13 protein-coding genes are annotated in these 13214 nt (G+C 59.1%); 8 read left to right on the top strand and 5 right to left on the bottom strand.

Going from position 1 to position 13214, the window contains the following annotated elements; genetic code table 11:
• The first annotated feature begins 76 nt into the window (after positions 1 to 76).
• The 3 genes from hisC to C4S59_RS11620 are packed head-to-tail and all read left to right on the top strand — an operon-like array spanning position 77 to position 2906.
• A complete protein-coding gene (hisC, locus tag C4S59_RS11630; RefSeq protein ID WP_103910669.1) occupies positions 77 to 1162 on the top strand; it encodes a histidinol-phosphate transaminase in 1086 nt (361 codons plus the stop codon).
• Positions 1159 to 2079 (top strand): prephenate/arogenate dehydrogenase family protein, encoded by a 921-nt coding sequence (locus tag C4S59_RS11625; RefSeq protein WP_103910668.1) that lies wholly within the window; start codon positions 1159 to 1161, stop codon positions 2077 to 2079. Before hisC ends, C4S59_RS11625 begins: the two co-directional genes overlap by 4 nt.
• 2 nt (positions 2080 to 2081) lie before the next feature.
• Positions 2082 to 2906 (top strand): extensin-like domain-containing protein, encoded by an 825-nt coding sequence (locus C4S59_RS11620; protein ID WP_103910667.1) that lies wholly within the window; start codon positions 2082 to 2084, stop codon positions 2904 to 2906.
• 36 nt (positions 2907 to 2942) lie between these two features.
• Here C4S59_RS11620 and C4S59_RS11615 read toward each other — a convergent pair whose 3' ends face one another.
• The 5 genes from C4S59_RS11615 to C4S59_RS11595 form a co-directional block, all read right to left on the bottom strand.
• A complete protein-coding gene (locus tag C4S59_RS11615; protein WP_200813213.1) occupies positions 2943 to 4370 on the bottom strand; it encodes a flotillin family protein in 1428 nt (475 codons plus the stop codon).
• 22 nt (positions 4371 to 4392) lie between these two features.
• Complete coding sequence (locus C4S59_RS11610; RefSeq protein WP_103910666.1) at positions 4393 to 5130, bottom strand: OB-fold-containig protein; 738 nt, start codon at positions 5128 to 5130, stop codon at positions 4393 to 4395.
• Positions 5131 to 5255: 125 nt separating this feature from the next.
• Positions 5256 to 6173 carry a sterol desaturase family protein gene (locus C4S59_RS11605; protein WP_103910665.1) on the bottom strand — a complete coding sequence of 306 codons (918 nt, stop codon included), beginning with the start codon at positions 6171 to 6173 and terminating at the stop codon, positions 5256 to 5258.
• Entirely contained in the window at positions 6170 to 6562 is a 393-nt protein-coding gene (locus C4S59_RS11600) for a hypothetical protein (protein WP_103910664.1), read from the bottom strand. Before C4S59_RS11600 ends, C4S59_RS11605 begins: the two co-directional genes overlap by 4 nt.
• 67 nt (positions 6563 to 6629) lie before the next feature.
• Positions 6630 to 7199 carry a TlpA family protein disulfide reductase gene (locus tag C4S59_RS11595; RefSeq protein ID WP_103910663.1) on the bottom strand — a complete coding sequence of 190 codons (570 nt, stop codon included), beginning with the start codon at positions 7197 to 7199 and terminating at the stop codon, positions 6630 to 6632.
• A 25-nt stretch (positions 7200 to 7224) separates the two neighbouring features.
• On the opposite strand from C4S59_RS11595, the gene argH reads away from it, so the two are divergent.
• The 5 genes from argH (at position 7225) to C4S59_RS11575 (ending at position 13108) form a co-directional block, all read left to right on the top strand.
• On the top strand, positions 7225 to 8616 hold the full coding sequence (gene argH / locus C4S59_RS11590; protein ID WP_103910662.1) for an argininosuccinate lyase: 1392 nt from the start codon (positions 7225 to 7227) through the stop codon (positions 8614 to 8616).
• Positions 8613 to 8786, top strand: coding sequence for a hypothetical protein (locus tag C4S59_RS19680; RefSeq protein ID WP_200813212.1), 174 nt, complete (start codon positions 8613 to 8615; stop codon positions 8784 to 8786). Before argH ends, C4S59_RS19680 begins: the two co-directional genes overlap by 4 nt.
• Positions 8786 to 9103, top strand: coding sequence for a DUF2834 domain-containing protein (locus C4S59_RS11585; protein WP_103910661.1), 318 nt, complete (start codon positions 8786 to 8788; stop codon positions 9101 to 9103). Before C4S59_RS19680 ends, C4S59_RS11585 begins: the two co-directional genes overlap by 1 nt.
• A gap of 87 nt (positions 9104 to 9190) precedes the next feature.
• Entirely contained in the window at positions 9191 to 10456 is a 1266-nt protein-coding gene (gene lysA / locus C4S59_RS11580; protein ID WP_103910660.1) for a diaminopimelate decarboxylase, read from the top strand.
• 39 nt (positions 10457 to 10495) lie between these two features.
• Positions 10496 to 13108 carry a TIGR02302 family protein gene (locus C4S59_RS11575; RefSeq protein WP_103910659.1) on the top strand — a complete coding sequence of 871 codons (2613 nt, stop codon included), beginning with the start codon at positions 10496 to 10498 and terminating at the stop codon, positions 13106 to 13108.
• Positions 13109 to 13214 lie beyond the last annotated feature (106 nt).

Genomic DNA, 13214 nt, shown 5'->3' with positions numbered 1-13214 from the left:
TTGTGACCTGCGTTGTCTTGGCGCTTTTCTATGGCGGTTCGGACGGATATAGCCGTCCTGCAAGGAGATCAGAAGAATGGCCAAGATTGTTCCGCAACCCGGCATTATGGACATTGCGCTTTATGAAGGCGGCAAGTCCAAGGTCGATGGCGTGTCCAATATCGTCAAACTGAGTTCGAACGAGAACCCGTTTGGCCCCAGCGAAGCTGCGCAAGAGGCAGTCCGTCGTGCAGTGCACGAAATGCATCGCTATCCGTCGACTGATCATACCCCCCTGCGCACCGCCATTGCCGAAGTGCATGGACTGAATGCTGACAACATCATCTGTGGCGTCGGCTCGGACGAAATCATTCATTTCCTGTGTCAGGCCTATGCCGGTCCGGGCGACGAAGTTGTGCACACCGAACACGGGTTCGCGATGTACAAGATCAGCGCCAAGGCCGCAGGTGCGACGCCAGTCGAGGTAAAGGAAACCGAGCGAGTCACCGATGTGGACGCGATCCTTGCGGGCTGCACCAAGAAAACCAAACTGGTGTTCATCGCCAACCCGAACAACCCCACCGGCACGATGATCGGCATGGCCGAGATCGAACGTCTGGCAGAAGGCATCCCGCCGCAGGCCATTCTGGTTCTCGATGGCGCCTATGCCGAATACGTCGAAGGCTACGATGGCGGCGCAAAGCTGGTTGAAGCGCGCGACAACGTCGTGATGACGCGCACGTTCTCTAAGCTTTACGGGCTGGGTGGTGTTCGCGTGGGTTGGGGCTATGCGCCCAAGGACATCATCGATGTCCTGAACCGCATTCGCGGCCCGTTCAACCTGTCCAACGTTGCTTTGGCCGCCGCCGAGGCGGCAGTGAAAGACGCGGCTTATGTCGAAAAGTGCCGTGCAGAAAACACCCGCATGCGCACGTGGTTGGCCGAGGCGCTGATGGAGCACGGCGTTCCCTCGGACACATCCACCGCGAACTTCATTCTGGCGCGTTTCGCCGATCAGGAAGAGGCCGAGGCATGCGATCTGTTCCTGCAAAAGAACGGCATCATTGTGCGTCGTGTGGCGGGCTATAACCTACCGGCCGCGTTGCGGATCACCGTGGGCGACGAAGCATCATGCCGCCGCGTGGCGCATACCGTCGGTCTGTTCAAGGCAGGCGAACGATGAGTGTGATTTATAACCGCGTTGCCCTGATCGGTCTGGGCCTGATCGCGTCGTCCATGTTCTGGGCGACCAAACGCGGTGGGCTGGCTGGTCACGTAACGGGCTATGCGCGGTCGCAAGACACCCGCGATACGGCCCGCCGGATCGGACTGTGTGACGAAGTTTGCGACAACTTGATCGACGCGGTTAAGGATGCTGACCTGATCGTTCTGGCCGTTCCCGTCGGCGCAATGGGCGCTGTTGCGGCTGAAATCGGACCGCATCTGAAACCGGGCGCGACCGTCACCGATGTGGGGTCGGTCAAGCGCACTGTGATTGACGCCGTTGCCCCGCATTTGCCCGAAGGCGTGCATTTCGTTCCGGCGCACCCGCTGGCAGGGACCGAACATTCGGGGCCTGAGTCTGGCTTTGCGACGCTGTTCGACAACCGTTGGTGCCTGTTGGTGCCGCACGAAAGCAGCACGGCCGAAAGCGTCGCGCAACTACGCGTCTATTGGGAAGGTCTGGGCGCCAATGTCGAAGAAATGGACGCCGATCACCACGATCTGGTACTGGCTGTGACCAGCCACACACCGCACCTGATTGCCTACACGATGGTGGGTGTGGCAGACGATCTGCGCCGCGTGACCGATAGTGAGGTCATCAAATACTCTGCCGCTGGTTTCCGCGATTTCACACGTATCGCAGCCTCGGACCCGACGATGTGGCGCGATGTGTTTCTGAACAACAAGGAAGCCACGCTGGAAATCCTTGGTCGCTTCACAGAAGAGCTGTTCGCCCTTCAACGCGCCATCCGGACCGGCGATGGTGACATGTTGCACGATTATTTCACCCGGACACGATCGATCCGGCGTGGCATTATCGAAGCGGGGCAGGATACAGACGCCCCCGATTTTGGCCGGAGCAAATTGGAAAAGTAGGCATGAAATTTCTGGGTGGGGTGATTGTTGGTCTTCTGGTAGCAAACGCGGCTTTCGCTGCTCCGGATCGTTCCCTGCGCCCTGTTTCACGCATGTTGGGTGAAGCCCCCCAAAAAGCCTACGTTCTGCGTCCTGAAATGCGCCCGTCCAACACGCCGGTCCTGACCGCAATCACAGCCGTGACCGCACCTGCAGTGATGGCGCCCGAGGTTACGGAACAGGCTGTGGCCCGTGCATTGCGCCCCAATCAGCGCACGAAATCCTTGGTGAAGAAGGCCATGGCGAAAAAGCAGGCGCGCAAGAAAGGCGCGGTTTGTGGGGACGTCGATATTCAGGGTGAATTCGTGGGGTTTGTGCCGGGCCGGTTTAAGGCCTGCGGTATTCAGGATGCCGTCAAAGTCCGCTCGATCAGTGGTGTCGGTCTGAGCCAACAAGCGCTGATGAACTGTCGCACGGCAAAGGCGCTGAAGAAATGGGTCAACAAGGGCATGAAGCCCGCGGTTGGCAAAGCAGGCGGTGGTGTTAAGGAAATTCGCGTTGCAGCCCACTACGCCTGCCGGACGCGCAACAACCAGCCTGGCGCAAAGATTTCCGAGCATGGCAAAGGCAACGCAATCGACATTTCGGCCTTCCGTTTGAACGACGGGTCATTGATCACGGTGCTCGGGGGGTGGCGGACCCAGCATCAGGGGCCGATCCTGAAGAAGATGCACAAATCGGCCTGCGGTCCGTTTGGCACTGTGTTGGGCCCGAATTCGGACCGGTTCCATCAGGACCATTTCCATTTTGATACGGCCAAGTACCGCAGCGGTTCTTACTGTAAATAACGCGCCCCCGAAGGTCAGGGGCGCGCCTTAGCTGGCTTATTCAGCGGCAGTCGGCTCTGGGGCTTCTTCCACCACCGGCTTTTTCGGGGTGTCGCCGCCCAACGCGCCGTTCACCATACCGGCCAGACCGTCTTCCATGCTCATGCCCAGTTCATCACCCAGCTTTTTCAGCGCGGGCATCTGAACGGCCATTCCCATGATGGAATCCAGCGCCTGATTGACGACAGGCTTTTCGCCACCAGCGGACATCGGCGCGCCAAAGTTGCCGCCGCCCATGCCTGTGACCTGATGGATTTTGATCGTGTCGATCTTTTCGACCGGCTTCACGACCTCGGCTAGAATACCCGGCATGGCTTGCAGACGGGCCAGATCGACCTTCATCGCCACGATCTGTGCGGACAGTGCGTTTTCGGCTTCGGTGATCGCGCGGGTACCTTCCGCTTCGGCCAGCATGTCCTTCTTCTTGGCTTCCGCGCGGATTGTGATCGCGTCGGCATCAGCCTGCGCCTCTTCGCGGCGGGCATCGGCGCGGTCCTGTGCGGCGTCCTTTTCGGCCTGCGCGGCCAGACGAATGCGCGTTGCTTCCCGCTCGGCTTCCCGCTGGGCTTCGATCAGGGCAATCCGCGACCGTTCGGTTTCGCGACGGGAATCTTCGCGGCGTGCGGCAATTTCGGCCTCTTGCGCGGCGCGCAGCGTTTCCACCTTTTGCGACTGTTCGATGCGTGCCTGTTCTTCGTCCTGTTCGATGATCAGTTTCTGGCGCTCGGCCTCCATCGCGGCGCGGCGCACGGCAACGTCGGCTTCGGCGTCAATGGTCGCGCGTTCCTTTTTGGACAGGGCAATCACCTCGGCCAGTTTGCGCATACCAACGGCGTTAAAGGCGTTGTTTTCGTCCAGAGCCTCGAAGGGTGTTTGGTCCAGCGCGGTCAGCGAGACGGATTCAAGCGATAGACCGTTTTTCAACAAATCCTCGGATACAGCGTTCTGCACTTCCTGAACAAAGATCGAGCGGTTTTCATGCAGCTCGTCCATCGACATCTGGGCCGCAACAGCACGCAGACCGTCGATCAGTTTACCTTCGATCATTTCGCGCAGCTGATCCACATAGAAGGTGCGGTCACCCAGCGTCTGGGCGGCGCGCGCGATGCCTTCTTCGGTCGGGCTGACCGAGACGTAGAATTCGACGCCCACGTCGACGCGCATCCGGTCTTTGGTGATCAGCGCGGCTTCGCCGTTCCGCTGAACCTCAAGACGCAGGGTTTTCATGTTTACGGGGCTGATTTCGTGCAGCAGCGGAATGACGATTGTGCCGCCGTCCATGATGATCCGCTTGCCGCCAGCACCGGTTTTCACAAGGCTGACTTCGCGGGTCGAGCGGCGGTAAAGACGCCCCAAGACAAGGCCGATCAACACAAGGAATGCGATGACCGTGGCGATCATGATGATAAAGTTTAATGGGTCCATAAATTCCTCCAATTGTTAAATGTTATTCGGAAACCGCGACGATCCGGTAACCGCCCTCGTATCGATGGCGCAGCACCAGAACCTCGGTTCCTTGCTTTATTTCGTCGGTGTCACGCAGGGGTTCTGCGCGTAGGTAATGGGTGTTGCCGTAGCGGTCCGACACGCGGACCTCGGCAGGGCGACCGCGGGCTGCGACGCCTTGGGTCACGGTGCCCATCCGGCGGCCAAGATGGCGTTCGGACAGCGATTGCGTTTCAGTCTTAGGCAGTAACCGCGCAAACAGCGATCCGAAGCTGCGGGCAAAAGCGATGCCTGCAACGGCTGCGGGAATGCCCACCAAAAACGCCGGGGCAGGGCCGCCGAACACGGCTTCGATCAGCGATTGCAGGGCCAGACCGGTCAGGCCGAAGCCCACCAGCACGCTGGCCAGCCAGATCATGGCAGGTGTTTTGCCCATTCCCAGCCAAGACGTGATACTGCCTGACGGGGTCTGAGGGACGGACTCCAGTTCGTCAAAGCTGGTCAGTTCCAGATCGGCCTCGGCCAGATCGGCAGGGGTCAGATCGATATCCAGCTCTGCAAGGTCCGGCAGATCAACATCGGGGCCGTCGATATCCGGTGCGTCCAGACCATCTGCGCCAAGCCCCAAAATGGTGCCGCCAATCAAGGCGAAAAACAGTTCCAGCGCGAGAAGGCCAAAGAGAATCCCAAGCGCAATCGAGAACGGCAGATATTGGTCAGACAATAGATATTCGAACATAGCTCTCCAAAAGTATGCAGTAGTATACAATAAATATATGGGGAGCTCACGTTCCCGTTACAAGCTTTTACTATCCCGAAAGTTGTAACGGTGCGACGAAATAGAGGTAAATTCGCGGTTATTTGTCAGCTGCCTGACGCGGATTTATTGGCCCGATTATGGCGTTCCTTGATCATCTCGGATGTTTGCCGCGATCCATCATGGCTCCAGCCTGGTGGGGCAAAAGCATAAGAAAAGCGGTCCTTCCAACTGATCCCCGGCTGGGTCACATCTTTGAAAATGCCGATCCATTCGTGAAAGGCCACGCGCAGCGGATTGAACGTGCCAAGGTTGTGCACCAATCCAAAATCGACCTTCTCCTTGTCATCCTCGGGCACAAAGGTGCCGAACATCTTATCCCAGATGATGAACACACCTGCGTAGTTCGCATCCAGATAGCGCGGGTTGCGTCCGTGATGGACGCGGTGGTGCGATGGGGTGTTCATCACAGCCTCGAACCAGCGGGGCATACGACCGATGGCTTCGGTATGAATCCAGAACTGGTAGATCAGGTTCAGACCACCGCAGAACAGAACCATCGCAGGATGAAAGCCCAGCAGGATCAGGGGAGCACGGATGATCATCATGAACGTAAATGTGCCCGTCCACGTCTGCCGTAGCGCCGTTGTCAGGTTATAGTGCTGGCTGGAGTGATGGTTCACATGGCTGGCCCAAACCCAGCGGATGCGATGACCAAATCGGTGCACCCAGTAATAGCGCAGGTCATCCAGCACAAAGCACAGCGCCACCACCCACCAGCTTGTGCCCAGATCAAGGGGCGTGATGCCCCACAGGACCATGAAAAAGCCCCACGCAATAAAGCCTAGCAGAATCCCCGACACAACGTTGCCCGCGCCCATGATCAGCGACGTCACAGCGTCCCGCGTTTCATAGCGACCACCGCGTTTCTTGATCACGATCCACAACAGTTCGATCAGGATCGCCGCGATAAAGAACGGCACGGCCAGTTGGACAACGTCGGGGTAGGTCAGCATGTCGGTCATGGGGTGTCCTTGATCCGGTTAAGCCAGATGGTTTGTTGATCCGGTGTAAGTGCGGCACGGATACGCGGGGCGGTGTAATCCCGCAGGCGAATGTCCAGACCCTCGGTCGACTGTTTTACGCGTGCGCCGGTCAAAAGCCGCGCAGCACTGTCCGCGCCCATAGACCACACGATCCCAGCGCCTTGGTCTGTCTGGACCAACGCGTGGCAGCCATCTTGGGACAGGGTGATATCGCGGGGTTCAAGATCAGGAAATTCGCGCAGCCACGCGCGGCCTGCGTCGTCGGCGTCGATAAAACTGCGGCGTTTGTTGAAGCCGAAGAGAACCGTCAGCACTGCGATCCCCGCAATGCCGAACGCAACCAACGCGGCCAGAACCGTGATAGGCATGATTTGATCCTCTCCCTAACGGGAAGGGTCGTGCATTGCCTGCGATCTTGTCAAAGATATCGTAGCGTCAGGAGGCGCCGTCCGTGCCGATCAGCGTGGTCAGAATCGCCTTGGCATTGTCCGACGCCCAGTCCGCATCGCCCTGCAGGCGCGCGATTTCCTGACCTTCTGGGTTCAGAATGACAGTGATCGGCAGGCCCAGAACGCCCATTTCACGCGCCAAGGCGGACTTGGGATCGCGGTGCATAGGAAGGTTATCCACACCGATTTCCGCAAAGAATTTTTTCATGCCAGCGGGCGGATTGCGACCAGTGGCAATGGTGACCACTTCGAAATCATCGCCGCCCAGTTCGTCCTGCAATTCGGCCAGATGCGGCATTTCCTTGCGGCACGGGGCGCACCATGTGGCCCAGAAATTCACCAGAACCCATTTGCCTTCGTAGTCCGAGAGGGCCAGTTCGGCAGTGCCTTCAAAGTCCGTAAATGTAGCCGATCCGGCGTCTTTAGGCTCTGAATGAAAGTTCAGTTTCTTCATATCGCCGTCCCGCAAAGCGGCGGCTGCGGACACATCTGCCAACGCCGGATTTGCAAGCCACACACCCGCAGTATAGAGGAGCGCGATAAGAACCTGTTTCATTTTCCCTCCTAAAGGGCTGCACGATATGACGGACAAGACCTCGAACCAGATGTGGGGCGGCCGCTTTGCCGCTGGACCGGACGCGATCATGGAGGCAATTAATGCCTCGATCGGATTCGACAAGCGAATGGCGGAACAAGATATCGCCGGTTCAAGGGCCCATGCCGCCATGCTGGCAGCGACAGGCATCGTTAAGAGTAGCGATGCAGAGGCGATGCGGGAAGGGTTGCTCACAGTCTTGTCAGAGATTGAAGGCGGAACCTTCGAATTTTCCACTGCGCTGGAAGACATTCACATGAACGTCGAAGCGCGCCTGAAGGAAATCGTCGGCCCCGCAGCAGGCCGTTTGCACACAGGCCGCAGCCGGAACGATCAGGTGGCCACCGATTTCCGCCTGTGGGTGCGCGACCAGTTGGACGCCGCTGAAAAGGGCCTTGAGGCACTGATGCAAGCGCTTCTGGGTCAGGCAGAGGCTGGTGCGGATTGGGTTATGCCCGGCTTCACCCACCTGCAAACCGCGCAGCCGGTGACATGGGGCCACCACATGATGGCCTACGTCGAAATGTTTGGCCGTGATCTGAGCCGCGTGCGTGACGCGCGCAAGCGGATGAACGAATCGCCCTTGGGTGCTGCGGCGCTGGCAGGCACGTCTTTCCCGATCGACCGTCACATGACAGCCGAGGCGCTGGGCTTTGATCGTCCGATGGCAAACTCGCTTGATGCGGTATCGGCACGCGACTTTGCGCTGGAATTCCTGTCGGTCGCGTCGATCAGCGCCATGCACCTCTCGCGCTTTGCGGAAGAGCTGGTGATCTGGTCCTCGGCCCAGTTCCGCTTTGTCACGCTGTCCGACCGGTTCTCGACCGGTTCGTCGATCATGCCGCAAAAGAAAAACCCCGATGCGGCGGAACTGATCCGCGCCAAGATCGGGCGCATCTTTGGCGCCAACGTCGCCCTGATGATGGTGATGAAGGGTCTGCCGCTGGCCTATTCCAAGGACATGCAGGAAGACAAAGAGCAGGTCTTTGACGCAGCCGACAACTGGATGCTGGCGCTGGCTGCGATGGAAGGCATGGTGCGCGACATGACAGCGAACCGTCCGTCGCTTGAAGCCGCCGCAGCAAGCGGATTTTCGACCGCGACCGACCTTGCCGATTGGCTGGTACGCGAACTTGATCTACCATTCCGAGACGCACACCACGTGACAGGTGCGCTTGTGGCGATGGCCGAGGGCAAGGATTGTGACCTGCCCGATCTGACGCTGGCTGACATGCAGTCGGTCCACGCGGGCATCACTCAGGCCGTGTTCGACGTGTTGGGCGTGCACAACTCGGTGTCCAGCCGCACCAGCTATGGCGGCACAGCACCGGTTCAGGTTCGGGCGCAAGTCGCGCGCTGGAAAGAGGTATTGGGATGAAACAGATTGCGTTGTTCTTGGCACTTTTGACGCTCGCGTCTTGCGGCGCGGATGGCGATCCGATCCGGCCTAATTACAACGCAAATGTTTCTGTCGGTACGGGCGGCGTCAAAACGAACGTCGGTGTGTCTGTCAGCAAAGGGCCCGTCACTGTCGGTGTCGGGCTCTGATGAACGCGCTGCGTTATATCTGGCTGGCGCTGGCCATTTGGGGCGCCATCCATCCGATGTACTATTTCGTCACCTACATGATGACGAACGGCGGCGGATTAGGTGCGCTGATTGATGCGTGGTACGTCAATGCATCAACCACCGGCCTTGTCTGGGATCTGACGATTGCGGCGATCACGCTGACCATCTGGATCATTGCCGAGGTTGCCGTGCGGCGGAACTGGATCGCGCTTTTGGCGATCCCCGCGATCTATTGCATCGGCGTCAGCTGTGGCCTGCCGCTCTATCTGTTCCTGCGTTCGCGTCCTGTTACCTGAGGCGTTGGCCTGAGACATTGGCCTGAGACGGGTCTGGTTTCCGCGTAAAATCCGGTCTAATCACGCATCAACACCAAAGGATGCGCCATGGATCATTTTCTTTACCGCGACGGCCAGTTGTTTGCCGAAGACGTGCCTCTGACCGAGATTGCCGCAACCGTCGGCACACCGGCCTATGTCTATTCCACAGCGACCCTGACGCGTCACTTCACGCTGTTTGACGAGGCCCTGTCATGGGGTCCGCACATGGTTTGCTACGCGATGAAGGCGGCATCCAATCAGGCGATTCTGAAAACACTGGCCGAATTGGGTGCTGGCATGGACGTGGTGTCGGGTGGTGAATACGCCCGCGCCAAGGCCGCAGGTGTCGCCGGTGACAAGATCGTCTTTTCGGGTGTCGGCAAGACCGAGTTCGAAATCCGTCAGGCGCTGGAAGGTGGCATTCGCCAGTTCAACGTCGAAAGCGAACCCGAGCTTGAGGCGATTTCCAAGGTCGCCACATCGCTGGGCGTCACAGCGCCCGTCACCATCCGTGTGAACCCCGATGTTGATGCGAAAACCCACGCGAAAATCGCCACGGGCAAGTCCGAAAACAAATTCGGCATTCCGATTGCCAAGGCGCGTCAGGCCTATGCCGATGCAGCCGCACTGCCGGGGATCGAGGTTGTGGGCATCGACGTGCACATCGGTTCTCAGCTGACCGAACTGGCCCCGTTCGAGGCCGCGTACAACAAGGTCGCCGAACTGACCGAGGCCCTGCGCGCCGATGGCCACGATATCCGCCGTCTCGATCTGGGGGGCGGTCTGGGCATCCCTTACACCCAGTCGAACGAGGCCCCCCCGCTGCCCACCGATTACGGTGCGCTGATCCAGAAAACCGTGGGTCATCTGGGCTGCGAGGTCGAGATTGAGCCCGGTCGTCTGATCGCGGGCAACGCAGGCATCCTGCTCAGCCGTGTGATCTATGTGAAAGAGGGTGAAGGCCGGAATTTCCTGATCCTTGATGCGGCGATGAACGACCTGATCCGCCCCGCCATGTACGAGGCGCACCACGACATCATCCCCGTGATTGAACCCGAACCGGGCCATGAACGCGTGACCTATGACATCGTCGGCCCCGTCTGCGAATCGGGGGATACCTTTGCCAAGGGCCGTGAAATGCCCAAACTTAAGGCAGGTGACTTGGTGGCTTTCCGCTCGGCCGGTGCATATGGCGCCGTGATGTCCAGCGAATACAACACACGCCCCCTTGTGCCCGAGGTTTTGGTGAAAGACGATCAACATGCTGTCATTCGTCAAAGACCAACCTTTGACGAAATAATTTCGCGCGATACCATTCCCGAGTGGCTGTAACGGCTTTCGTCGTCGGTCACGCCCCATAAGGGAGAGATCATGACCGATCCGAAGTCAGAGCAGAAAGACATTCTAGCGTCCATTCGGGTGCCGCTTTTGCTGACCCGTGCGGGCATGGTCTGCGAACGGGTCGTCCGTGGTTTCTGGCCGCTGTGGTCTGTGCTGATCCTGACGCTCGGTTTGCTGATGCTGGGTGTGCACGATCTGGTGCCGTTCTGGCTGGCTGCCGGTTTTCTTGGTTTGGCTGCCTTTGTCGCGCTGTGGTCGTTGGAACGGGGCATCAGGGCCTTTCGCTGGCCAAGCGAAGCGGGCGCGCTGTTGCGTTTGGATGCGACGATGGCGGGATCGCCCATTCAGGCAGTTCTGGATGATCAGGCTATCGGGTCTCAGGATGCGGCGTCTTCCGCTTTGTGGCGTGCGCATCAGGAACGTATGCGCAAAAAACTGGCCGAGGCGCGGGCGGTTGAACCCGATCTTCGTGTGTCCAAGTCCGACCCCTTCGCCCTTCGCTATTTCGCCCTGCTGGTTCTGTTGACCGCACTTCTGTTCGGGTCCGTTTTGCGGGTTCAGTCGGTCACAGCCCTTGGCGGCACAGGCATCAGTCAGGCCACCGGCCCCACATGGGAAGGCTGGATGGAGCCGCCATCCTACACGGGCCTGCCGACAGTTTACCTGAACGATATCGACGGCCCGATGCTGGCCGCGCCTTATGGGTCCAAGCTGACCATGCGGTTCTACGGCGAACCCGGTGCGTTGGGGTTGAACGAAACGGTTAGCGGCAATCCCTTGCCGGATGATTCCGAAAATCCTGCAACCGCGTTTGATTTGACCGTAAAGCAATCCGGTCAGGTGGCTGTGGGCGGGGATAACGGACGCATCTGGGACGTGGTCATGCAAGGCGACGCCAAGCCGACGGTGGCGCGTGCAGGTGACTTCGAGGCGACCTATGAGGGCGAGGCATCCCTGCCGTTCACCGCAGCTGACGATTACGGTGTTGTGGCCGGAGTCGCGCGGATCGAGCTGGCGTTGGGTGATGTTGATCGTCGCTATGGCCTGCGGATTGGTCCCGAACCGCAAGAGGCGCTGGAAATCCCGTTGCCGATGCCAATCGCCGGAACGCGGGCCGAGTTCACTGAAACGCTGATCGAAAACTATTCTAAACATCCTTGGGCCAATTTGCCCGTCACCGTGTCGCTGCGCGTCGAAGACGCCGCGCGTCAGGTCAGTTTTGCCGAACCAGAGGTTCTGAAACTTCCCGGTCGTCGGTTTTTTGATCCCTTGGCTGGGGCCATCATCGAACAACGTCAGGCGCTGCTGTGGAACCGCGACAATGCCAAGATGATCGCGCAGATTTTGCGGGCCGTATCGAATGACCCCAAGGACGTTTTCCGCGACGACGCTCAGTTCGACATTCTGAAAACCATTCTGGACCGTGTCGAAGGCTACCGCACCGCGTCGCTAAGCGATGAAATGGTCACGGAACTGGCCGAAGACATGTGGAACCTCGCGCTTATTCTTGAAGAGGGCGATCTTGAGGATGCCCGCGAACGGCTTGAACGCGCGCAGGATCGTCTGGCTGAGGCCATGAAGAACGGCGCCAGCGAACAGGAAATCGCGGAACTGATGCAGGAACTGCGCGAAGCGACGGATGACTACATGCGCCAGCTTGCCCGCCGCAATCAGCAAGAGCGTGAACAAAATCCCGATAGCCAACAAAGCCAGAACCAAGAGGGCATGGAAATGTCCCAGAACGATCTTCAGGCGATGATGGACCGCATTCAGGAACTGATGGAAGAGGGCCGCATGGCCGAAGCCCAGCAGGCCTTGGAAGAACTGCGCCAGATGATGGAAAACATGCAGGTCACCGAAGGTCAAGGCCAAGGCCAGCAGTCGCCCGGTGAACAGGCGATGGACGATCTGGCGGAAACCCTGCGCGAACAGCAGGACCTGTCGGATCAGGCGTTCCGCGATCTTCAGGAACAGTTCAATCCGGGTCAGCAGAACCAAGGCCAGCAAGGTCAGCAGGGCCAACAGCAGGGTCAGGGCCAATCAGGGCAGCAAAACGACGGGCGTGGTCAGGATCAACAAGGCCAGGGCCAAGGCGAAGGCGATGAAGAGGGGCAGGAAGGCCAAGGCGGCCAGCAGTCCATGGAAGAAACCCTTGCCGAACGCCAACGCGCCCTTCGCAACGAATTAGGCCGCCAGCAGCGCAACCTGCCCGGTGAAGGCACCGAGGCAGGCGAGGCCGCGCGCGATGCGCTGGAACGTGCCGAGCGGTCGATGGAAGGCGCAGAAGACGCGCTGCGCGAAAACGATCTAGCCGAAGCGATCGATCAGCAATCCGACGCGATGGAGGCATTGCGCGAAGGGATGCGCAACCTTGGCGAAGCCATGGCACAAGAGCAGGGCCAGCAGGGCCAACCCGGCGAACAGGGAACGGCCCAAGGCACAGAACCTGGTAACCAGCGCGATCCGTTGGGGCGTGATTCCGGATCGAACGGCGAGATCGGAACAGAGGAATCCTTGCTGCAAGGTGAGGATGTCTACCGCCGTGCCCAAGAGCTTCTGGATGAAATCCGTCGCCGGACTGGCGACACGGAACGTCCTGAAATTGAACGGGAATATCTGGAGCGTCTGCTAGACAGGTTCTAAGATCTACTGGCCTGCGCCTTTGCGCTGGACAGGAATGATTGTATCATATAACTATTTTCTCATGATATGTGCCGTGGCAAAAGCTGCGGCACTTTTTTCCAGGTGG

Source organism: Thalassococcus halodurans (assembly GCF_900108225.1).
GTDB classification, from domain to species: domain Bacteria; phylum Pseudomonadota; class Alphaproteobacteria; order Rhodobacterales; family Rhodobacteraceae; genus Thalassococcus; species Thalassococcus halodurans.
This window is presented reverse-complemented; position numbering and strand designations above follow the sequence as displayed.

Bases quoted from the DNA above. Each gene is read 5' to 3' on its own strand.
- hisC (WP_103910669.1), top strand. From the start codon at position 77: ATGGCCAAGATTGTTCCGCAACCCGGCATTATGGACATTGCGCTTTAT.
- C4S59_RS11625 (WP_103910668.1), top strand. From the start codon at position 1,159: ATGAGTGTGATTTATAACCGCGTTGCCCTGATCGGTCTGGGCCTGATC.
- C4S59_RS11620 (WP_103910667.1), top strand. From the start codon at position 2,082: ATGAAATTTCTGGGTGGGGTGATTGTTGGTCTTCTGGTAGCAAACGCG.
- C4S59_RS11615 (WP_200813213.1), bottom strand. From the start codon at position 4,370: ATGGACCCATTAAACTTTATCATCATGATCGCCACGGTCATCGCATTC.
- C4S59_RS11610 (WP_103910666.1), bottom strand. From the start codon at position 5,130: ATGTTCGAATATCTATTGTCTGACCAATATCTGCCGTTCTCGATTGCG.
- C4S59_RS11605 (WP_103910665.1), bottom strand. From the start codon at position 6,173: ATGACCGACATGCTGACCTACCCCGACGTTGTCCAACTGGCCGTGCCG.
- C4S59_RS11600 (WP_103910664.1), bottom strand. From the start codon at position 6,562: ATGCCTATCACGGTTCTGGCCGCGTTGGTTGCGTTCGGCATTGCGGGG.
- C4S59_RS11595 (WP_103910663.1), bottom strand. From the start codon at position 7,199: ATGAAACAGGTTCTTATCGCGCTCCTCTATACTGCGGGTGTGTGGCTT.
- argH (WP_103910662.1), top strand. From the start codon at position 7,225: ATGACGGACAAGACCTCGAACCAGATGTGGGGCGGCCGCTTTGCCGCT.
- C4S59_RS19680 (WP_200813212.1), top strand. From the start codon at position 8,613: ATGAAACAGATTGCGTTGTTCTTGGCACTTTTGACGCTCGCGTCTTGC.
- C4S59_RS11585 (WP_103910661.1), top strand. From the start codon at position 8,786: ATGAACGCGCTGCGTTATATCTGGCTGGCGCTGGCCATTTGGGGCGCC.
- lysA (WP_103910660.1), top strand. From the start codon at position 9,191: ATGGATCATTTTCTTTACCGCGACGGCCAGTTGTTTGCCGAAGACGTG.
- C4S59_RS11575 (WP_103910659.1), top strand. From the start codon at position 10,496: ATGACCGATCCGAAGTCAGAGCAGAAAGACATTCTAGCGTCCATTCGG.